17 protein-coding genes are annotated in these 21181 nt (G+C 43.8%); 13 read left to right on the top strand and 4 right to left on the bottom strand.

Features of this window, described 5'->3' with window-relative positions; genetic code table 11:
* Positions 1-69: 69 nt before the first annotated feature.
* From NYE58_RS26975 to NYE58_RS26940, 8 genes are all read left to right on the top strand, one after another.
* The gene (locus NYE58_RS26975) at positions 70-1014 is read left to right on the top strand and encodes a carbohydrate ABC transporter permease (protein WP_076128908.1); all 945 of its coding nucleotides are present in this window, start codon (positions 70-72) and stop codon (positions 1012-1014) included.
* Positions 1007-1846 carry a carbohydrate ABC transporter permease gene (locus NYE58_RS26970; protein WP_076128910.1) on the top strand — a complete coding sequence of 280 codons (840 nt, stop codon included), beginning with the start codon at positions 1007-1009 and terminating at the stop codon, positions 1844-1846. The genes NYE58_RS26975 and NYE58_RS26970 overlap by 8 nt, the downstream gene beginning before the upstream one ends.
* A gap of 30 nt (positions 1847-1876) precedes the next feature.
* On the top strand, positions 1877-3436 hold the full coding sequence (locus NYE58_RS26965) for a glycoside hydrolase family 43 protein (protein ID WP_076219247.1): 1560 nt from the start codon (positions 1877-1879) through the stop codon (positions 3434-3436).
* Between the two features lie 46 nt (positions 3437-3482).
* Positions 3483-4466, top strand: a complete 984-nt coding sequence (locus NYE58_RS26960; protein ID WP_076276793.1) for a glycoside hydrolase family 43 protein — start codon at positions 3483-3485, stop codon at positions 4464-4466.
* Between the two features lie 200 nt (positions 4467-4666).
* On the top strand, positions 4667-6712 hold the full coding sequence (locus NYE58_RS26955; RefSeq protein ID WP_341003475.1) for a carbohydrate-binding protein: 2046 nt from the start codon (positions 4667-4669) through the stop codon (positions 6710-6712).
* A 334-nt stretch (positions 6713-7046) separates the two neighbouring features.
* Positions 7047-7265, top strand: a complete 219-nt coding sequence (locus NYE58_RS26950) for a hypothetical protein (protein WP_341003474.1) — start codon at positions 7047-7049, stop codon at positions 7263-7265.
* Positions 7262-7624 carry a hypothetical protein gene (locus NYE58_RS26945; RefSeq protein WP_341003473.1) on the top strand — a complete coding sequence of 121 codons (363 nt, stop codon included), beginning with the start codon at positions 7262-7264 and terminating at the stop codon, positions 7622-7624. The genes NYE58_RS26950 and NYE58_RS26945 overlap by 4 nt, the downstream gene beginning before the upstream one ends.
* Positions 7625-8081: 457 nt before the next feature.
* On the top strand, positions 8082-8309 hold the full coding sequence (locus NYE58_RS26940) for a hypothetical protein (RefSeq protein WP_341003472.1): 228 nt from the start codon (positions 8082-8084) through the stop codon (positions 8307-8309).
* A 105-nt stretch (positions 8310-8414) separates the two neighbouring features.
* On the opposite strand, the gene NYE58_RS26935 is transcribed toward NYE58_RS26940, so the two are convergent.
* On the bottom strand, positions 8415-9257 hold the full coding sequence (locus tag NYE58_RS26935; RefSeq protein WP_076278197.1) for a hypothetical protein: 843 nt from the start codon (positions 9255-9257) through the stop codon (positions 8415-8417).
* A gap of 89 nt (positions 9258-9346) precedes the next feature.
* Here NYE58_RS26935 and NYE58_RS26930 point away from each other — a divergent pair, with 89 nt between their 5' ends.
* Together NYE58_RS26930 and NYE58_RS26925 are read left to right on the top strand one after the other, a co-directional pair.
* Positions 9347-9601, top strand: coding sequence for a glycoside hydrolase family 2 protein (locus tag NYE58_RS26930; protein ID WP_256719114.1), 255 nt, complete (start codon positions 9347-9349; stop codon positions 9599-9601).
* Between the two features lie 235 nt (positions 9602-9836).
* Complete coding sequence (locus tag NYE58_RS26925; protein WP_076194794.1) at positions 9837-12026, top strand: alpha-galactosidase; 2190 nt, start codon at positions 9837-9839, stop codon at positions 12024-12026.
* A 1280-nt stretch (positions 12027-13306) separates the two neighbouring features.
* Here NYE58_RS26925 and NYE58_RS26920 read toward each other — a convergent pair.
* From NYE58_RS26920 to NYE58_RS26910, 3 genes are all read right to left on the bottom strand, one after another.
* Positions 13307-14185, bottom strand: coding sequence for a helix-turn-helix transcriptional regulator (locus NYE58_RS26920; protein WP_076130289.1), 879 nt, complete (start codon positions 14183-14185; stop codon positions 13307-13309).
* 75 nt (positions 14186-14260) lie between these two features.
* Positions 14261-15616, bottom strand: a complete 1356-nt coding sequence (locus NYE58_RS26915; protein ID WP_341003471.1) for a response regulator transcription factor — start codon at positions 15614-15616, stop codon at positions 14261-14263.
* A complete protein-coding gene (locus NYE58_RS26910) occupies positions 15597-17327 on the bottom strand; it encodes a sensor histidine kinase (protein ID WP_076302658.1) in 1731 nt (576 codons plus the stop codon). Before NYE58_RS26910 ends, NYE58_RS26915 begins: the two co-directional genes overlap by 20 nt.
* Positions 17328-17555: 228 nt before the next feature.
* Here NYE58_RS26910 and NYE58_RS26905 point away from each other — a divergent pair, with 228 nt between their 5' ends.
* From NYE58_RS26905 to NYE58_RS26895, 3 genes are read left to right on the top strand one after another with little or no spacing between them, the layout of a single operon-like run.
* The gene (locus NYE58_RS26905) at positions 17556-18512 is read left to right on the top strand and encodes an ABC transporter permease (RefSeq protein WP_081382600.1); all 957 of its coding nucleotides are present in this window, start codon (positions 17556-17558) and stop codon (positions 18510-18512) included.
* A 42-nt stretch (positions 18513-18554) separates the two neighbouring features.
* The gene (locus NYE58_RS26900; RefSeq protein WP_081383383.1) at positions 18555-19424 is read left to right on the top strand and encodes a carbohydrate ABC transporter permease; all 870 of its coding nucleotides are present in this window, start codon (positions 18555-18557) and stop codon (positions 19422-19424) included.
* A 41-nt stretch (positions 19425-19465) separates the two neighbouring features.
* Positions 19466-21139, top strand: coding sequence for a hypothetical protein (locus tag NYE58_RS26895; protein WP_341003470.1), 1674 nt, complete (start codon positions 19466-19468; stop codon positions 21137-21139).
* Positions 21140-21181: the final 42 nt, after the last annotated feature.

The following is a 21181-nucleotide window of genomic DNA, read 5'->3' as shown; positions in this document are numbered from 1 at the left end:
AACTTTGCAAGATATATTATTTAGCTAGCTTCATGCATAGCCTATTATTCTTATTGAGGTGATTATTTCATGAAGGTGAAACAACAATTAGCAACAGGACAAGTGACGGGAACGTCCAAGAGAAAAAACAAGATGATCGGCAGCGACAGGATATTTCCTTACGTTCTGATCATCCCGACTGTCGTTCTCATGGCGGTCATTATGTTCTACCCTATTTTACAAGTCTTCCAACTAAGCTTTCAGAACTATGACTTGACTCGGCCGATGGATGACGGTTTTGCCGGGTGGAGTAACTTTAAGCAGATTTTATTCCATGACGATCTGTTCCCAAGCTCTCTATGGATAACCATCAAGTGGGTGGTTATTGAAGTCGTTCTTCAGCTCGTGTTCGGCTTAGGTGTGGCCCTGCTGCTTAATCAGGCCTTCCGGTTTAGAGGCGTTATACGTTCGCTCGTGCTTATTCCTTGGGCGGTATCAGGCGTTCTTACGACAATGCTGTGGTCGCTCATGTACAACCAGCATATCGGAGTCATTAACGATCTTTTGAAGAGGTTAGGGATTATTCACGAGAATATCGCTTGGCTGTCGAACACCCATACCGTATTCGGTTCGGTTGTACTGGCCGAGTTGTGGAGAGGGATTCCGTTCTTCGCAGTCGCGCTGCTTGCTTCCTTGCAGTCTATTCCGAAAGAAGTCTACGAGTCCTGCGAAGTCGACGGTTGCGGAAAGGCAAGAAAGTTATTTTCCATTACCCTGCCTTATCTTAAGGAAAGTATTATTTTCACTACGATGCTAAGAGCCATCTGGGAGTTCAACTCTATCGATATGATCTTCACGATGACAAACGGCGGTCCAATGAATATGACAACCACTCTCCCGATTTATATGTTCCAGACGGCAATTTTGAACGGGAATTATGGCTATAGTTCGGCTATGGGGGTCCTTTCCTTCGCTGTTCTAATGATTTTTGTGGTCGTCTATATGAAATTAAGCAGAGGTGGCCAAAATGAGTAAGCTTAAACGTTTTTTAACCACTTTGTGTTTGTTCTATATTCCTATGACTGTTACGTTGTTGTTTGTCCTGCTGCCTTTTCTTTGGGACATCTCAACTTCCCTTAAGCATGAGAATGATATTATCAGCTCCACGATTCGTTACCTTCCGCATCCAATTACGTTTGATAATTTCATAAAGGTGTGGAGTGTCAACAATTTTTCGAGATTTTTTGTAAACAGTCTTTTCATCTGTACGGTGTCGGTGATCTTTATTACATTGCTGTCGATTTTTAACGGCTATGCTTTGAGCAGATTTAAATTTGTTGGAAAAAATGCTTTTATGCTTATGATGCTGGGCACTCAGATGCTTCCGGTAATCTTATTCGTCATCCCGCTGTTCCTGATTTTTAAGAGCATGGGGATTATGAATACGCCTTTTGCGATCATATTGTTCTATATCGTTTCACAGGTTGCGTTCAACTCGCTGTTGATGCAAGGGTTTGTATCTGGTATTCCGAAGGAAATTGACGAAGCGGCTATGGTCGACGGAGCAGGAAGATTCCGGGTCTTGTTCACGATCATTACGCCAGTGATTCTGCCGGGGATCGTAGCGACTGCGCTGTTCGCCTTTATCGGCTGCTGGAATGAGTTCTTGGTTGCTTTCTCATTCCTGACAGATGCGTCCAAATTTACGATCCCAATCGGACTGAAGTATTTGATCGGCCAGTACAGTGTAGAGTATGGATCGCTCGCGGCAGGCAGCATTATTGGATTGATACCGCCTATTGTGCTCTTTATGTTTATTCAGCGTTATCTGATTCAAGGTCTGACAGGCGGTTCGGTCAAAGGATAAAAAGGAAAAGGACATGGGGAGGATTACTACATGAATCTTGGAGAATACGCAGAGCCTTGGGTTTCAGATCAGGGAGACGGAACTTATATCAATCCAATCCTGCATGCGGACTATTCGGACCCGGACGTAATTCGCGTCGGTGATGACTTTTATATGACCGCTTCTAGCTTCGGGCACATTCCCGGATTGCCGATCCTGCATTCGAAGGACTTAGTCAATTGGGCAATCATCAATCATGCTGTGCTGGAGATGAACTTGGAGGGGTATGACCGTCCGCAGCATGGCAATGGCATTTGGGCACCTAGCCTAAGATTCCATGGCGGGAAGTTCTGGGTCTTCTATGGCGATCCAGATGTCGGCATCATGATGACTTCGGCGGTGGACCCTGCCGGAGAATGGACGCCACTGCATCTGGTTCAGGCAGGCAAAGGCTTAATTGATGCTTGTCCCTTCTGGGACGAGGACGGACAGGCGTATTTGATTCATGCCTATGCGAAGAGCCGCAGCGGCATTAAGCACAAGCTGCGGCTGTGCCGAATGTCCGCTGACGGTAAAGGGCTGCTGGACGAAGGCCGGATTATCTATGATGGAACCGAAAATCATCCGACTCTGGAAGGACCAAAGTTATACCAGCGCAACGGATATTATTATATCCTTGCTCCGGCAGGGGGCGTGGCAACCGGATGGCAGACAGTGTTCCGTTCCCGAAACATCTGGGGCCCTTACGAGGACCGAATCGTTCTGCAACAAGGGCAGACCTCAGTAAACGGCCCGCATCAAGGCGGACTAGTGGAGCTGGATTCGGGCGAATCGTGGTTTATCCATTTCCAGGATAAAGGACCTTATGGCCGGGTCGTTCATTTGCAGCCGGTCAGTTGGGTAGATGACTGGCCTTTGATGGGAGAGCTTCAAGCAAGCGATGGAGCTGGAGTGCCAGTGATACGTTACCGAAAGCCTGAGGTCGGGAAGGCATACGCAGTGTCAGTGCCTGCAACTTCTGACGATTTCGAGTCTTCAACGCTTGGATTGCAGTGGCAGTGGCAGTCTAACCCCAAATCGTCTTGGTATAGTCTCGAGGCAAGAGAGAGCTATCTTCGGTTAAATGCTGAACATAAACCCGTAGACAACAAAGGGCTATACCATAGTCCGCAGCTCTTGCTGCAGAAATTCCCAGCACTTTCGTTTACAGCAGCCTGCAAGGTTGACCCTTCGGGCTTGGGAATAGGGGAGTCCGGAGGTTTGATGATTTTTGGTTATCGTTATTGTTGCTTGGTGGTACGAAGATTAGAGGATCAAGAACTGAAGGGGACGCTAGCCCTATCGCTTATGCAAGGAGATGATACGGGAGAGACAGAAATGTGGTCATATCCTTTGATAGACACGGATAGTCTCTTCTTGCGGGTCGAGGTATTAGAGGATGCGACTTGCCATTTCGGCTACAGCTTGGAGGGTACAGACTTCACTTCCGTACCTGTAGAGTCATTTCAAGCTATAGAAGGACATTGGGTGGGAGCTAAGACAGGTCTATTTGCCGTAGGTTCCGGCAATGGAGGATATCTTGATATCGATTGGTTCCGAATCACCAAGTAAGTGAATAACCAAGTAACCGAATAACCCCAAAACAAAGGAGAAGCTTATGCTGAATGTTTCGAAGCGAAATGAGCCTCTGGTAAAACATATTTACACTGCTGATCCGTCGGCTCATGTTTTTGAGGATAAACTATATATTTATGTGTCTCACGATCTTGAAATCAGCGTTCCCAACAACTTAGATGGAGATCATTATGCTATGGAGGATTACCATGTTCTAACTATGGATGATAGGTCAGCAGAATTCGTAGACGATGGTGAAATACTCCATATGAAGGATGTCCCGTGGGTATCCAAGCAAATGTGGGCTCCAGACGCTGGCTTCCGAAACGGCAAATATTATCTTTATTTTCCGGCGCGGGATCTCAGCGGGGTGTTTCGGATTGGTGTGGCGACAGCGGATTCACCGGCGGGACCTTTTACGCCGGAGGCGGATTACATGGAGGGAAGCTTCAGCATTGATCCGGCCGTATTCAACGACGATGACGACGAGGTTTATCTGATCTTAGGAGGGCTTCGCGGGGGGCAGCTGGAGAAGTGGAGTACGGATACCTACATGCCTGATGGCACAGGGCCGGCTCCACACGAACCTGCATTGGGACCTCGCGTGGCAAAGCTAAGCAAGGATATGTTGTCCTTTCAGGACAAATTAATGGAAATCTCCATCATTGATACTGAAGGACGTCCTATTCTGGCAGGCGATGAAGAACGAAGATTTTTTGAAGGTCCTTGGATGCATAAATACGAGGGGAAATACTACCTCAGTTATTCTACAGGGAACACACATAAAATCGTCTACGCCATTGGAGACAATCCGCTGGGACCATTTACGTTTCAAGGCACACTTCTGACCCCGGTGATCGGATGGACAACGCATCATTCCATCGTGAACTTTCGGGACAAATGGTACCTATTTTATCATGATAGTTCTTTGTCGGACGGTGTGAGCCATAAGCGCTGTGTGAAGGTTACTGAATTAAAGTATAATGCGGACGGAACGCTGCGAATGATCGATCCAAATTTAGTATAGATAGAATTGCATGGCAACAAGGAATGGTTTTGTAGGATTCCCCTCTGGTAGGCAGTGGAAACAGACCTCATGGTAGATGAGTCTAATCACAGTCAATCGGAGGGGATCTTTTTATATCATAATTGGATGCGCTTTCATTAAAGGGGGTGATCATTCAGGTAGGGTCGTTTCACTAAAATAAGTAGGAGGGATCGGATCAAATGATTAAAAAAGTGCTACGTAGTTTAATGCTGGGAAGTTTATTGGTGACTTTAACTTGTTCTAATCTAGCAGGCAAAGCAGAGGCGGCAGCGGTAAATACAATTCCTAACGCGTCTAAGGTTGAGCAGGGTTATGACAGCAGTTTTTTATCAGTTCCTGGTTTTGCATCATTAGGTGTAAAAGATAGAAGCAGTTATGCAGGTACCTCATATTATCGAACGGTCAGCAGTGGCCGAGAGTTTTTACAAGCAATCTTGGATGCAGGCAGTGGTGCTGTAAAAGTTATTGAAGTTACAGATAATCTAAACTTAGGGTGGACTGAATTAGCACTAAATTCTACTGAAATTTCAAAATATAGCTTTGTTACAAAATATCCTGATCCATCAAACGGATTCACGAACCCACTCTTAATAACCTCCGGTGTATCCAAATTAAGCATAGCCAATATTGATGGATTAACGATTTTTTCAGCTTCAGGTAAAACTATTAAACACGCAGAATTAAAATTGCAGAGCTCAGTGAATGATATTGTCATTAGAAATCTCAATTTTGATGAAATGTGGCAATGGGATGATACAGGTGAGCACAAAGAGGTAGGCTGGACTTTTATCAAGGTAAATGGCGCAAACAATGTATGGGTAGACCACTGTAAGTTTTCGATAGCCGCGGATGGAATGATTGATATGGAAAATGGTTCAACGAATGTAACTTATTCTTGGAACGAATTTGGTCTAGCGGCAGCTCAAAATCCAGCGACTAGTAGCTCTATTTATAAGTCAATTGAATATATGGAGCAAAAATATGCAACAGGATCACTGAACTCCTCCACCAGCCTTTACTATAAAATGCGTAACGAAGGGGCTACAAAAAATCAAATTATGGCTTATGCCGCCTATCACTCCAAAGTTCATTTGGTAGGATCGGGTGACAAGGATTATACGAATTATGTGGGTTCTAACGGTGTGGAAATTAAAGATGGAAATCAAAGACTTCGCTTAACTTTAGCATACAATCGTTATACAAATGTTGGGTCGCGTCTGCCAATGATTCGTCAAGGAGTCGGGCATCTATTTAATAATTCTTTTGATAACTCTACACATCAGAATGTACTCGACAGCGTTACTGCAATCTCCAAATATGGCCATGATAAATTATCGCGTGGAATGAACGCCAGAAATGGAGCTTCTATAGCGGGGGACACCAATGTCTATAATGCTTTTAATGAACCGCTGATTGGTGCGGAGCTTCAAGGGGATGATACTGCTAATATGAATGCACCTTTTGACGTATTGTTTAAGGATGCGATGAACCATAGTTTAATTGTAAATTCTACAGTAACAACTAGTAGCGGAACAACCTATACAGGCAGCAGCTGGGATAATAATGGTGTTAATGCCTTTACTAACGGAATGAATTGGAATAACAAAGCAACCATTGGCCAGTGGGCTTGGTCATCATCAATAGTCGGAATTGAAAATATGAGTAAATCAAACCCGCCATCTACACCTTTTACATTCACTTATGGGTATAACGAGCAATTGCCTTATGCTTATAAAACAGTTCCTCTATCTGGCGTTGTCTCCACAGTAAATCAATATGCCGGGGTCTCAAAAGTTTCTTGGAACACTGCGGAGTGGTTAAAAACAAATTATTATGATGCCTATTCGACGATCGAAGCAGAACGTTATACCAGCATGTCTGGTGTGAAAAATGAAGCGAGTTCCGAAGGCGGTCAGAATGTCGGCTATATAGAGAATGGCGATTATATCGCGTTTAATAATGTTAACTTTGGAAGCGTCGGACCCACAAGTTTCGAAGCAAGAGTAGCGAGCGGTACATCGGGAGGAACTATCGAAATTAGACTGGACAGCTCAACTGGAACTCTGGTTGGAACTTGTCCGGTAGCGGGAACAGGCGGCTGGCAGACCTGGGTGACTAAAACATGTGCAATCAGCGGCGCCACCGGCACGCATAATGTATATCTAAAATTTACCGGTTCTAGCGGATATTTATTGAATCTTAATGGGTTCAGGTTTATTAAGTGATTTTATTAAGCGAGGTTCTGAGGGGGAGTGAAAAAACTTTATGCTGGGGCGGGCAGATAGACCTCGGCTGGAGCAGAAGCGGCGAAAAGGGAGCGGGAGTTGTACCGTAGAATATGGCGAATCGAGCGGAAGTGGTGAAAAGAGAGGCGAAAATGTCTTAGAATGAGGTGGATGGAGTGGAAGTGGCGAAAAGAGAGGCATAAATGCCTTAGAATGTGGCGGATGGAGCAAAACGCGGGGAAATGAACGGTATAAATCCCGCAGAATGCAGCTGATCGGGCGGATACGGAGAAATGAGCGGGATAAATCCCGTAGAATGTAGCGGATCGAGCGAATGTGGCGAAATGAACAGGATAAATCCCGCAGAATGTTGCGGATCGAGCGGATGCGGGGAAATGAACGGTATAAATCCCGCAGAATGCAGCGGATCGGGCGGATGCGGGGAAATGAACGGTATAAATCCCGCAGAATGCAGCTGATCGGGCGGATGCGGGGAAATGAACGGTATAAATCCCGTAGAATGTGGCGGATCGAGCAAAACGCGGAGAAATGAGCGGTATAAATCCCGTAGAATGCAGTCGATCGGGCGGATGCGGGGGAAATGAACGGTATAAATCCCGCAGAATGCAGCTGATCGGGCGAATACGGAGAAATGAGCGGTATAAATCCCGCAGAATGCAGCTGATCGGGCGGATGCGGGGAAATGAGCGGGATAAATCCCGCAGAATGCAGCGGATCGGGCGGATGTGGCAAAATGAACGGTATAAATCCCGTAGAATGCAGTCGATCGGGCGGATGCGGGGAAATGAACGGTATAAATCCCGCAGAATGCAGCTGATCGGGCGGAAGTGGCGAAAAGAGAGGCAAAAATGCCTTAGAATGTGGCGGATCGAGCAAAACGCGGAGAAATGAGCGGGATAAATCCCGCAGAATGCAGCTGATCGAGCGAATGTGGCGAAATGAACGGTATAAATCCCGCAGAATGTAGCGGATCGAGCGGATGTGGCAAAATGAACGGTATAAATCCCGTAGAATGCAGTCGATCGGGCGGATGCGGGGAAATGAACGGTATAAATCCCGCAGAATGCAGCTGATCGGGCGGATGCGGGGGAAATGAACGGTATAAGTCCCGTAGAATGTGGCGGATCGGGCGGATGCGGGGGAAATGAACGGTATAAGTCCCGCAGAATGTAGCGGATCGGGCGGATGTGGCAAAATGAACGGGATAAATCCCGCAGAATGCAGCTGATCGGGCGAATATGGAGAAATGAGCGGGATAAATCCCGCAGAATGCAGCGGATCGGGCGGATGCGGGGAAATTAGCGGGATAAATCCCGCAGAATGCAGCTGATCGGGCGGATGCGGGGAAATGAACGGTATAAATCCCGTAGAATGTGGCGGATCGGGCGGATGTGGAGAAATGAGCGGGATAAATCCCGTAGAAAGTGGCGGATCGAGCGGAAGTGGCGAAAAAAGAGGCATAAATGCCCTAGAATGTTGCGGATGGAGCGGATGTCACCAGATGGGGCGAATTTGGCGAAATGAATGGGATAAGGATAAATCCCCAGAATGCATCGGATCGAGCGGAGCGGACTGAACCGGGACCAATACACCCTAAAGGAGTGATTCCTCCATTAACCGGAGAACCGCTCCTTTTTAATAATCAACTTTATATTCCAATCAACGACGACCTCCGTGATGCTTAACTGTGTATTTTACTGAACTCGATTCGCGAGCTGAAGGACCTGGTAAACTCTTTTTCGATTATTGTTTTCATGATGTTGTGATGCACTTTGAGTTGTGATTGATCGGCGTGGTCTCTAAGGAGTTCAAAGAGCGCTGCTGATTTTTTGAAGCCTGTATCATCGTCTAGCTTGATGCTTAATAACAAGATTTCTAGAATAGTGTTGATTGTATCGTACATATTCTCTTGTTTATAGTAATACATCGCCAGCAAATAAATGTAATCCTCATGGTATCTGATATTTACAATAGTCTCATGTTCTCCTATGTCATCAACATTGATTTTGAATTCCTTCAGAATCCAATCAACGGAATAATCATGTATTATCGAAGATTCTAAGATTGTAATGAGTCCCGGCAATAATTCTTCATCATCACTTTTTCTAATAAACTCAACGTATTTATGTAGCACTCCCATTTTGCCTTCCAGCAGATCGATAACGTATGAATTGGCTTTTGCAATATTGCGGTAATATTCGACTTCATAAATACCCTCTTCATCTAAACCTATTATCCAGCCCAGGTCAGCATACTTCTGAATACATAGTTTTGCCTCGTCATACTTACCGGACTTTTGTAGTGCTATACCTTTTGCGCATGAGCTATATCCAAAATAATAGGGGATACTCCGCTTCAGTTTAGTACCTCTTATGAGGTTACTATTGTTTTCATATATGATGGAAATTTGTTCGTGAAGCTTATCTGCAATTTCAATCATGGCATCCCAATTCTCAAATGAAAATGATGCCTTAAGCATCTGAATCAAGGAATCCACATTCAACCCTTCCAAATCCAACTTCAATCCTATCTCCCTTTCTAGAGCATATCATGCATCGATTAAGATAATTGTATTTCATTTCTAAATTATTCATTTATTTTACATTAAATCATGTGATTTCCATCACGTTACATAAGATCAAAAGGGTCTTTATTAATAATTTTCAAAATACTGTGAAGTCAAAAGCATATGCCCGTTTCGTTGGACTTGATTTCAAGGAAAGAGATGCGATCTTCAGTGATAACTATTTCGACCTGTCAGCTGGCATTTCAAGAATCGTTACGGTTGCCAAAAAAGATCTCGACAAACCAGCTACGGCTGAGGAACTGCGTGCCCAGCTTACTGTACGTTCCGTCTTTGATATTTAAGCAAAAGGTTATTTTCCTACTATATCTTAGGCTACCAATCTCCAAATGACAGTTTGATGATATATATTCTAGTGGTTTAGATCCTGTGTATAGATAGATCAATATTTTACTATAATAGGTATAGATATTAAGATTGTATACCCTTCCATTTCACTCTAAAATAGACTTCGAAGAAGCATTAACTACAAACAATAAACGTTCTATTGAGCTACCTTAAGGAGAGTGCAAACATATTATGGGTATTTATTATGACGACAACCGCAAGGTGTTTCATTTACAGTCAGAGAAATCCAGCTATATTATTGAAATGATCAAAGGTGTTATTCCAGCGCATGTCTACTGGGGCCCACAATTGGCAGGGAGAGAATTTCAACACCCGTTGAATTTGGTGGAACGTTGCTCTTTTAGTCCAACTTATTTGCAGGAGGATAAAAATATCTCCCTCGACACCTTGCCAAGCGAATTCCCTTCCTATGGAAACGGGGATTTCCGCGAACCGGCACTGGAGGTTCACCTAGTAGATGGCACGACCGTAACGGATTTCCGTTATAAGAGCTACACCATTAATAAAGGAAAACCTGCACTCAAAGGTCTGCCTGCTACTTATGTTGAAAGTGATGAAGAAGCAGAGACCTTGGAAATTATACTGCAAGATGATAAAACAGGATTGATCGCTGCCTTGAGCTATACCGTATTTAACGATCAGGATGTTATAACACGTTCCGTGCGGATTGAGAATCTGGGTAAGGACAATCTGGTTTTGAAAAGAGTATTAAGCGCGAATGTTGACTTCCATGATTCTGACTATGACATGCTGCAATTATCCGGTACTTGGACTAGAGAACGCCATATTCACAAAAGACCCCTCGTTCCTGGCATCCAACGGATTGACAGCAAACGCGGCTCCAGTAGCCATCAGCAGAATCCTTTTATGGCCTTGCTTGCAAAAGATGCGACAGAGGACCATGGCGAAGTTTATGGATTCAGCCTTGTGTATAGCGGGAGTTTCCTCGCCCAAGCAGAAGTGGATCAATACGGAATATCCAGAGTTGGGATCGGTATTCAACCTTTCAATTTTCAGTGGCTGCTTGAACCGGGCGAATCCTTTCAGGCTCCAGAAGCCGTATTGGTAAGATCCAGTGAAGGGCTTGGCGGATTATCGAGAACCTATCACCGTCTGTATCGGACCCGGTTATGCAGAGGTGAATTCCGCGATAGCAAGCGTCCTATTCTGATTAACAACTGGGAAGCGACTTATTTTAATTTTAACGCGGATAAAATCAAAGAAATTGCTAAAGCGGGCAAAGAGCTAGGCCTAGAGCTGTTCGTGCTGGATGACGGCTGGTTCGGCAAACGTGATAACGACGACAGCTCCCTGGGAGATTGGGTAGAGGATCGTCGCAAGCTGCCTGAAGGTCTTGGAAAGCTAGGCGAAGATATCACGGCAATGGGCATGGAATTCGGATTATGGTTCGAGCCAGAAATGGTATCGCCTGAAAGTGATCTTTACCGTGAACATCCAGACTGGTGTCTCCATGTACCTGGGCATAAAAGTTCATTAGCCCGCCAGCAGCTAGTGCTGGATTTATCCCGTAAGGATGTATGTGATTATATCGTCGAGTCAGTTAGCTCGGTATTATCATCCGCTCCGATTACTTATGTGAAATGGGATATGAACCGGAATATGACGGAGATTGGATCAGCGCTTCTTCCAGCCGAACGTCAACGTGAAACGGCACACCGTTATATCCTTGGACTTTATGATGTGCTGGAACGTATCGTTTCCCGTTTCCCTCATATTTTGTTCGAAAGCTGCTCCGGCGGTGGCGGACGATTTGACCCGGGAATGCTGTATTATATGCCACAGACCTGGACTAGCGATGATACGGATGCAGTGGAAAGATTGAAGATCCAATACGGAACAAGTATGGTGTATCCTGCGAGTTCAATGGGTGCCCATGTGTCGGCTGTTCCTAACCATCAGGTACATCGTATTACACCTTTGGAGACACGTGGTCATGTCGCGATGTCGGGTAATTTCGGCTACGAGCTGGATTTGACCAAGCTTACTGAAGCTGAGCGCGAGGATATCCGCAAGCAGGTTTCGGAGTACAAGGAACTGAGAATGCTGATTCAGTACGGTGATTTCTATCGACTGCTTAGTCCTTTTGAAGGAAACGAGACGGCATGGATGTTTGTTTCCGCTGATAAAAAAGAAGCCTTCGCCACCTACTTCCAAGTTCTGGCCGGGCCTAATCCACCGTTGCGCAGATTGCGTCTGAAAGGACTCGACCCTGCGAAATCGTATAAGCTTGAGTTTAACGGCGGAGTATACAGAGGGGATGAACTGATGCACTTCGGACTCACGCTTCCACAGCTCGAGGGCGATTTCAGAAGCCTACTTTTCGTGCTTAGAGAAGTTTAATCAAAAAAGGAGGGGGTCCCAAAAGCCATTGGCTGCTGGGCACCTTCCTTTTTTTCTCCTTTTTTGAGTTCTTTTGTGACTAGCTGCGCGCCCGAAGCTGTTATTGGATGGGGTGTTTAGCAAGATGCTTTGCTAGCCAAGTGCTGCCGTACGCGAATTAGTGCGCCTTGCAAGTAGCTTGACGCCACTGGAGTTGAGTGTTTATAACTCGAAGTCGGCGGGCTCAAATTGGCACCATGCAAGTTGCTTCCCCAGCCAACACGGTGCTATCGGACTCAAATGCCGCTAACCGCAGTCTTTTCACACATTTGGAGTTTTATCGGACCGCATAGTCGCTATTGGCTCGAAAAGTACCTAATATGCACCTCTTTCGAAGGAATAGCTGCACTGGAGTCTGAAACTGTGCTCAAAAGGCGGAAAATTGGCAAATAGCGTCATTGGGGTCCGAAAGCGGCGGTAGAGGGGTGACACGGTGCTTTCGTATGCGAATTAAGGTGTTTAGCAGGATGTTTACCTAGGCGGGGGCTGCTGGACGCGAATTAGTACGCCTTGCAAGTTGCTTACCCATCCAACACAGTGCTATAGGACTCAAATGCCGCTAATCGCAGTCTTTTCACACATTTAGAGTTTTATCGGACTGTATAGTCGCTATTGGCTCGAAAAGTACCTAATATGCACCTCTTTCGAAGGAATAGCTGCACTGGAGTCCGAAACTGTACTCAAAAGACGGAAAATTGGCAAATAGCGTCATTGGGGTCCGAAAGCGGCGGGGGATGGTTATCACTCGGTGCTGCTGTACGCGAATTAGGGTGTTTAGCAAGTTGCTTCCTTAGCCGTGGGCTGCTGGACGCGAATTAGTACGACATGCAAGTTGCTCACCCATCCAACACAGTGCTATCGGACTCAAATGCCGCTAACCGCAGTCTTTTCACACATTTGGAGTTTTATCGGACCGCATAGTCGCTATTGACTCTAAAAGTACCAAATATGCACCTCTTTCGAAGGAATAGCTGCACTGGAGTCCGAAACTGTGCTCAAAAGGCGAAAAATTGGCAAATAGTGCCATTGGGGTCCGAAAGCGGGGGAGGGTGGTTGTGAGTTGGCACCACCAGATCTGAATGGTTACTACTTGCATCCACCGGCCCCGAATTAGCACCCCACGCATGCCACGCCTGCCACGCATGCCACGCCTGTCACGCCTGCCACGCCTGTCACGCCTGCCACGCCTGCCACGCCTGCCACTCAGCTCTATCGAAGCCGAATAGATATGCCTAGCAACATCAATTTTCAAAAAACACATGTTTGGACAGGAACTCTAGGTCCTGCTCGCGGTAAGTGGAGGGGCTAACTCCAAAGTAGGAACGAAAGACTTTGCCGAAATAGCTGGCATTGTCAAATCCGGTGTCCACAGCGATCTGGTAGATCGTCTGATCTGTTGTTTTCAGCATAGATGCTGCCAGCTCGATCCGTCTCCTTCTTAAATACTCAAAAGGCGAGAGATTGATGTTTTTTTGAAATAGCCTGCAAAGATGATGTTTGGAAATTCCAACATGTGCGGCGACATCGTCTAAGCTAAGGTTATTGTTGTGCAGATCATTTTTCATGAATTGTATAGCGGCATGGAGTTTGTCATTTTTTATATAGGTGGTTAACAAACTCGGTTTCTTGAGGTATTTCTCCATGGACAATATCCACTGAAAGGCTTTCCCCGTTAGAAAATGCAAATCTCTTTCTTCATCAACCTGGATGTCCTTGAACATACTCCACAATAAATCCATCGGAACCGATTCCTGAGGGAGTTCTATAATGGGACCGCCATGTGCGATCAGCTGGTTCCAGAGTGAAATAGCTAGAGGTCCTCGTACATTCAGCCAAATGAATTCCCAGGGCTCTGTACCTTCCTCCGGATAATAATATCTGTGTATACTGGGGACAGTCACTAGGAAAGCTTTGCCCTTCGTTAATGGGTGAACAACCCCGTCTATTTCAATTCTACCCTCTCCAGATAAGGTGTACTGAAAAATAACACAACTTCTCTCCGTCCGGTTCTGGCCGTTGAATGAATATGCCGGAGTCTCGGCTTGTTCCCAGCCAATAGAATCAAACAGAAGCATAGAAGCTTGTTCTTCCGAGCGAATGGTGTAGGAGGAGCGCAACATTAGCAGGTTTCCTTTCCGTGGTTCGTTACTTCATTCAAAGTGTAAACTTTTTTGTTGATCTGTTCAATTTTTGTTTCATTTAATCTGCTGTCTTCGATATTGATAAGGCGTAATTCCATACTGATCTTTGAATAGCTTAATGAAATATTGTGGCTTTTTGTAGCCGACTAGATGTGAAATATCGAGCACATGTAAGTTGGAATCGATTAATAACTTGGAGGCCTTTTCCAAGCGTTTAGAAGAAATGTAGCTCGATAAATTTTCACCCGTCTCCTGCTTATAAAATTTGGACAGGTAAACAGGATGTAGGTGAACAATTTTCCCTAAGTCCTCCAGGCTCAAGCAATCACTAATATGATTGGAGATATAGGCTTGAATGGTATGAACAATGTTTTGATTGGAAAATTTAGCGCTTCTATCTAATTGGGTGAGGCTCTGCAAGATGGATTGAAGAGCCGTATTTGGCTCTGATAATTGATTGAAAATCCAGTCTGCGACCTCAGCTGATTGGATTTTATCGGTTGTGGAATACAGCAAATTAATGAATTCGAGCAGGTAGAGGAGCTTTTGTTTTTTGACAGTGAGCTTGGCAAAGTTTTTTAAAATGTTTTTTCTGGTTTGTTCCCATTCTCCAAGCTCTAATTTAGGGAGAGCACTAGAGGCACTCAGCATAGTAAAGTCACTGGCCCCAATATTTTCATTAAAAAAGAAATGATAAAAAATATGCCGAACAGCATGCTTTTGAGAAAATTCAAACGGCTCGGAAAAAGAAATGGAATCGACGCTGCTTGCCACAGTTTCGGTATTGGATTCTGGAATAATTCCAGTAATGGCTGATGGAGTGATCCAAATAAAGTCCCGTCCACCATTATGATCTTTTAACATCATTTCATCTTTCCCTCTAGCCCCTGAGACGTGAAAAAAGCAAAAGTGCTCATTCCGTAAAGCAGTATCGAGTGTGCTGTGATCATAACGTAGTGGGGAAGGTCCGCTAATAACAGAAAGCAAGTAACCTAGCCCATCTATCTTTTTCTCTGCCACTGGGGTTTTTGGGGGTTTCTCAGCGATATTCTTAATAACTTGACGCATGGCTTTTTCCATATCCTCTTTATCTACCGGCTTGAGTAAATAATCCAAAGCGCCCAGACGGATGGCTTGCTGTGCATAATCAAATTGAGAATAACCGGAAAGGAAAATTACCTTGGTATTGAGCTTTTTCTCATGAACATGATGCAGTAAATCAATGCCGGATACCTCGGGCATACGAATATCTGTAATAAGGATATCTATATGATTCTGATTCAATAGCTCCTTGGCTTCAATCGAATTTGTTGTCGTCTCAATATGCTCAATTCCAAATTTGCTCCAATCCAGCAGGTGTTTTAAATATTCAACGATGTAATGCCCGTCATCAACTATCAATAATCGCATATTGTCCTCCTTCATCCAGCGAGAAATCTATGAATGCCAGCACGGATAAACCACCCCAGTCATTGATGAAGAACCGCAGTCCGCTTAATTCACCATACGCATTTTTGAGGCGATGATGAATGTTCCAAAGACCAATTCCTCTTGATCCTTCAGGGGGGGATTCATTCTCAAGTCTGGCCATTAGCTGGTGTATTTCCTCATTAGATAGCCCCTTACCGTCATCGGCTACAATAATTAACGCTCCAGTATCAAGTTCTTTTACATCTATAGTAACGCGATAAGCCCCTTGCTGTTCTTCAATCCCATGCTGGATTGCGTTCTCGACCATAGGCTGGATAATCAGTGGCATAATCAGATGCTCTCCCAGTTCAGGAGGCAGGTTGATTTCATAATTTATTTTTTTGGAAAGTGACATGATGGATAAAAAATGATCGGCAAGCTGCAATTCAGAAGCCAACGTAACATTATCTGAATTCATTTTTGTTAAATAACGATAGTACTCTGCTAAATGCTTGCTCATCTGCATTACGGCTTCCGGTGAAGTTTTTGCCACAGCCATAATGAAAAACAGATTATTGTAAAGAAAATGTGGATTGATCTGAGCCTGTAGCTGTTTCACTTCGGCGTTTCTGCGCAGCTCGGTTTCTATTTTTAATGAAGCGAATAAGGCCTGTATTTTGGCGACCATGTGGTTAAAGCTTTTAAATAGACTATAAAATTGATTGTCCGGGTTCTCACTAATTCTGGTGCTGTAATTCCCTTGTTCCACTTGGTAGAATTTCTTGTCGAGCAGATATACATTGCGATAATAGTTTCGATAGAACATAAAAATCACGATAAGGCCAATGATCAAGATCATTAAGATGCTGACAAAAAACACCTGTTTATTCCGGTTAAGCGGATTCAAAAAATCACTCATTCGCGTATAGGTAACAAGATACGTATCAATCGGCTCAATATACTTTGATAAAACATAATAATCATCATCGTTGATATGATAGTCAAACTTTAAAATTTCATGTGCATTGGGTGTTATCGTCTCCTTGGCTTTTTCCTCGATTCGAATATCCACCGCTTTATTGCTAATCATTAAACTCTTGTTCACAAGTAAAAAGGCATTGGAGCTCTCGCCGCCACTCACTGCTTTTTCTAAAAGACTTGTTAAATACTCCTTTTTCAGCTTAACGCCCACGATGTACTGAATATTGGCAGGATTCTTAGGTTCATGAATATAAGGGTAGATTGAAAAATAATACAAATTGTTATTAACAATCTGCCATCCTCGCTGCGTGACCTTCTGAAAGGGCTGTTTGGCAAGCGAATCATGACCCGTAAAAATAAAAGTGCCGTCCGATTTCCAGTAGATACCGATAGATTCAATCGCCTGACTGGAGAGAAGTGGTGCTGATATGCGGTCATAGATATCGTTTTTTTTCATCTGGGCATCGTAATTGTTCATCTCTTGTATTTTGCTTTGATAGAAACGTACGGAGGTGTCGGCTGTATATTGGATGCCATACAAACTTGCCTCAGAGATGATGCCATCCAGAATGCTTTCCGTATAGGCTAGCTGATTTTTGGAGGAGTTAACCAAGCTCTCTTGAATGGTTTTGGAACCTAGGGAGTTCATTACGAAAAACAAACTTAAGGTAAGTAAAAGGAAAAAAACGAAAAAATATATAAATCGTTTCATATTTACTTTTTTAATCATAAGCATTACTCCTGTCGCTAGGACTCGTGTGAATTCATCATAAGCTATATATTCCAAAAGAAAAAGAGAAGAGCTCTCGCAAAATGAAAGCGTTTATAAAGATGTTTAGCGAGTGGTTATGATATTTAATTTGAGACATTTTCGAATGAAAGCGCTTTTGTTAACATTAAACCAGAAAGAAATTAGCAGCCAAGAATGTAAAAGGGGGTAAGCACAATAGCACAGATAATGAATACCCAGCTCAAATGGAGTGAGAAAGCCAACGTTAAAAAAAGCAGAAAGAATCCTTGGAAAAAGGAAATCAAAAAAAATTGGCCATTGTATGTTTTATGTATCCCAGCTTTGGTATTCGTTCTAATTTTTGCCTACGGTCCTATGGTCGGATTAGTGATGGCCTTTCAGGATTACAAGCCCTGGCTTGGAATTACAGGTTCAACTTGGATTGGTTGGGATAACTTCGCAAGAATCTTCCAATATAAAGAGGCAACACAATCCATTATCAACACCCTCATTATTGCTGTAATCAAAATTATAGTCGGAATTATTGTTCCTATCTTTATGGCGATTCTGCTAAGCGAGATTAGAAACATGGGGATTAAAAAGAGTATTCAAACCTTGGTCTATTTACCGCATTTCCTCTCTTGGGTAACCGTTGCCGGAATCATGATTGATATCTTAGGTCTGGATGGGGGCATAAATCATTTTCTTACGAATTTCCTCGGACTGAAACCGATTTTCTTTTTGGGCGATCCTACGCTGTTCAGACCGACGATCATCATCAGTGATTTATGGAAAAACTTCGGATTTGGCATGATTGTCTACTTAGCGGTGATTACAGGGATCGACCCTTCTTATTATGAGGCAGCTGAGATCGACGGCGCTTCACGCCGCCAACAAATACGCCATGTTACCTTACCGAGTATGATGCCGATGATCATCGTAATTGCAACGTTAAGCCTTGGAAATATCCTGGATGCAGGATTTGACCAAATCTTTAACTTATACAATCCACTCGTATATAGTACGGGAGATATCATCGATACTTATGTTTACCGGTCATCGTTATTGAATGGCCAATACGGTTTTGGTACCGCTGTTGGATTGTTTAAATCCGGCATCAGCTTCATATTAATCGTAATTTCCTATCGAATTGCTTACAAGGTAGCTAACTATAAAATATTTTAAGCCGAAGTTGTTAAGCTTACAAAACTGTTAGGAGGAATGGGAGTGTATTATAAATCCAAGGGATATAGGATATTTTCGATTTTCAATCATATCCTCCTGATTCTAGTAGCCTTATCGTGTTTATTGCCTATGCTTCATTTACTAGCACAATCATTTAGTAGTAAGACGGCGGTAAATGGGAATTTGGTATCCTTTTGGCCGGTGGACTTTAATATCGAAGCCTATGTGAAAACTTTTAAAAACACGAATTTTACAGGCTCCATGAGAATCTCAGTGGTCCGGACGGTACTGGGGACGTTAATCAGTATGTTTATTATTACAACGGCGGGGTATGCCTTGTCCAAAGATTTCCGTGGGCGTAATGCTTTAATGTGGATTTTTATATTCACGATGTTGTTTTCCGGTGGATTGATTCCTTCTTATATATTGGTTACGAAACTTGGGCTCAAGGACACGATCTGGTCGCTCGTGCTTCCCGGTGCCTTCGGAGCTTATAATTTGATTCTGATTATGAATTTCTTTAAAACAATCCCTAAGGCGCTTGAAGAGGCGGCATTTATCGATGGGGCTTCGTTCTTCGTCATTTTCCGGAAAATCTATCTTCCGCTTTCCCTTCCCGGTCTTGCAACCGTTGGATTGTTTATCATGGTGGGGAGCTGGAATGCATGGTTTGATGGGATTTTGTATATGTCGAATACAACGGACTATCCGTTAGCTTCATTCTTACAGACTGTAGTGGTGCAAGGATCAGCGCAGAGTATGGCACTTAGTCAATCAGAAGCAGCCGCGTTGTCAGAACAGAGTATCAAAGCTGCGCAAATTTTTATTAGCACACTGCCCATTATCCTTGTGTACCCTTTTCTACAGAAGTATTTTGTCAAAGGCATCGTTCTGGGTGCTGTAAAAGAATAACGTGACCAACATATAAAACTTTAATTCAAAGGAGCTTATTGATGAAAAAAACAGGGGCCTTAATAACGACTACTGTATTGATGGCAGGATTGCTATCGGGCTGCGGCTCAAACGGTAAAGAATCTACTGCGGCAGAAGCGGTTCTCAAAGACGGCAAATACGATCCTCCTATTACTATCAACATCGCCAAGCAACAAGATGAGAATGCCGGTAAATATATCAACGGGGAGAGCTTAAATGATAATGTGTTGACCCGCTGGGGTGTCGAGAATCTAGGGATTAACATCCAAACTACTCTTTTGGGCGGTGATGCCTCCCAATATAATACGAAACTTCGTTTAGCGCTCACTGGTTCCGAGAAGCTTCCGGATGTTTTGCCAGTGTATGATACCTCATTAGAAAATGATCTGATTCAATCTGGACTTGTAAAAGATATTGCGGAGGACATTAACAAATATATGCCTGAGCGTCTGAAAGAAATATATAAACAATATCCAACAACGTTCAACCCGGTTATCCAGGACGGCAAGGTTTATGGGATGGCGATCTCGCCCAATCTCACTGAAGGTGAGGTCATGCTTATCCGTCAAGATTGGTTAGATAAATTAAATTTAAAAGCGCCAACAAATATAGATGAATTTGAACAGGTAATCGCTGCTTTTACGAATGATGATCCGGACGGTAACGGAAAAAATGATACTTATGGATTTGATTTCTCGGGAAAAGATTCTTACAACACGGGCTGGGTAAGCGACTCTGTAATGATTTTTAGTGCTTATACAGGGAAGAGTCTCCCCGGCCAATGGTATAACGACAATGGTAAACTTACTTACGGTTCCGTCGCTGATGGGACAAAGGATGCGTTAGCTAAACTTCGCGATTGGTACTCCAAAGGGTATTTAAATAAGGAGCTGGCTACACAGGGTGCATGGGATGCACTGGCGGATTTCACTGAAGGTAAAGCAGGGATTATTATTGGCCGTCCTTGGCTGTACGGCAGTGTTAAAGATGTGGAAACTAACGTAAAAGGGGCTAAAATCAAAGCTTACCCAACAATTAATGGTATAAGTGGGGATCGAACCTACCAATCCGGTCAACAGAACGATGGTGTCTTTATGTTTAATAAAGACTTTAACAATATGGAAGCTTTCTTCTTGTATTATGACAAGCTTTACGATGCAGCATTTGGTACCGGAGATTTCAAATATGGTTATGCTCAGGGATATGATTATGACATCGTTGGCGATGAAGTGGTATTCGATTCCAAAAAATTCAATACGCCTTTGGATGCCGCTCAAGGTGTAGGGAAAATGGCTTTTACCAAAAATACACCAAGTGTGGATGGCCCAGGTAAATCTTTTTATGATCTTTCCAAAGGTGCACAAGCTGAGAATGGGGTCTTGATCAGATCGGCATCAAATGATGAAACAGCCAAAGAGGGATATGTGATTTCCTATGAGAATAGAGAGTCACTGCTTCCAAATGCATTTAACGGTCCACCTACCAAGACCATGCAGACAACCTGGGAGCAACTGAATACGATGGAAAAGGAAACCTTCACCAAAATTATTTACAGTAAAGAGCCGCTAACTGCGTACGATGACTTCGTGAAGCAATGGCATGACAAAGGCGGTACGAAAATTTCCGAAGAAATCAACGAATGGTATAACAATGCTAGCAAGGTGGATGTGATGTCTCAGATGGGATTGAAATAAGTTCGCAAGAACAGCAGGTTCAGTTAAGGTCATCCTTGGCCG

The organism is Paenibacillus sp. FSL L8-0708, assembly GCF_038009325.1.
GTDB classification, from domain to species: domain Bacteria; phylum Bacillota; class Bacilli; order Paenibacillales; family Paenibacillaceae; genus Paenibacillus_AQ; species Paenibacillus_AQ odorifer.
This window is presented reverse-complemented; position numbering and strand designations above follow the sequence as displayed.

Coding starts and splice junctions, on each gene's coding strand:
- NYE58_RS26975 (WP_076128908.1), top strand. CDS start 70: ATGAAGGTGAAACAACAATTAGCAACAGGACAAGTGACGGGAACGTCC.
- NYE58_RS26970 (WP_076128910.1), top strand. CDS start 1,007: ATGAGTAAGCTTAAACGTTTTTTAACCACTTTGTGTTTGTTCTATATT.
- NYE58_RS26965 (WP_076219247.1), top strand. CDS start 1,877: ATGAATCTTGGAGAATACGCAGAGCCTTGGGTTTCAGATCAGGGAGAC.
- NYE58_RS26960 (WP_076276793.1), top strand. CDS start 3,483: ATGCTGAATGTTTCGAAGCGAAATGAGCCTCTGGTAAAACATATTTAC.
- NYE58_RS26955 (WP_341003475.1), top strand. CDS start 4,667: ATGATTAAAAAAGTGCTACGTAGTTTAATGCTGGGAAGTTTATTGGTG.
- NYE58_RS26950 (WP_341003474.1), top strand. CDS start 7,047: ATGTGGCGAAATGAACAGGATAAATCCCGCAGAATGTTGCGGATCGAG.
- NYE58_RS26945 (WP_341003473.1), top strand. CDS start 7,262: ATGAGCGGTATAAATCCCGTAGAATGCAGTCGATCGGGCGGATGCGGG.
- NYE58_RS26940 (WP_341003472.1), top strand. CDS start 8,082: ATGAACGGTATAAATCCCGTAGAATGTGGCGGATCGGGCGGATGTGGA.
- NYE58_RS26925 (WP_076194794.1), top strand. CDS start 9,837: ATGGGTATTTATTATGACGACAACCGCAAGGTGTTTCATTTACAGTCA.
- NYE58_RS26920 (WP_076130289.1), bottom strand. CDS start 14,185: ATGTTGCGCTCCTCCTACACCATTCGCTCGGAAGAACAAGCTTCTATG.
- NYE58_RS26915 (WP_341003471.1), bottom strand. CDS start 15,616: ATGCGATTATTGATAGTTGATGACGGGCATTACATCGTTGAATATTTA.
- NYE58_RS26910 (WP_076302658.1), bottom strand. CDS start 17,327: ATGATTAAAAAAGTAAATATGAAACGATTTATATATTTTTTCGTTTTT.
- NYE58_RS26905 (WP_081382600.1), top strand. CDS start 17,556: ATGAATACCCAGCTCAAATGGAGTGAGAAAGCCAACGTTAAAAAAAGC.
- NYE58_RS26895 (WP_341003470.1), top strand. CDS start 19,466: ATGAAAAAAACAGGGGCCTTAATAACGACTACTGTATTGATGGCAGGA.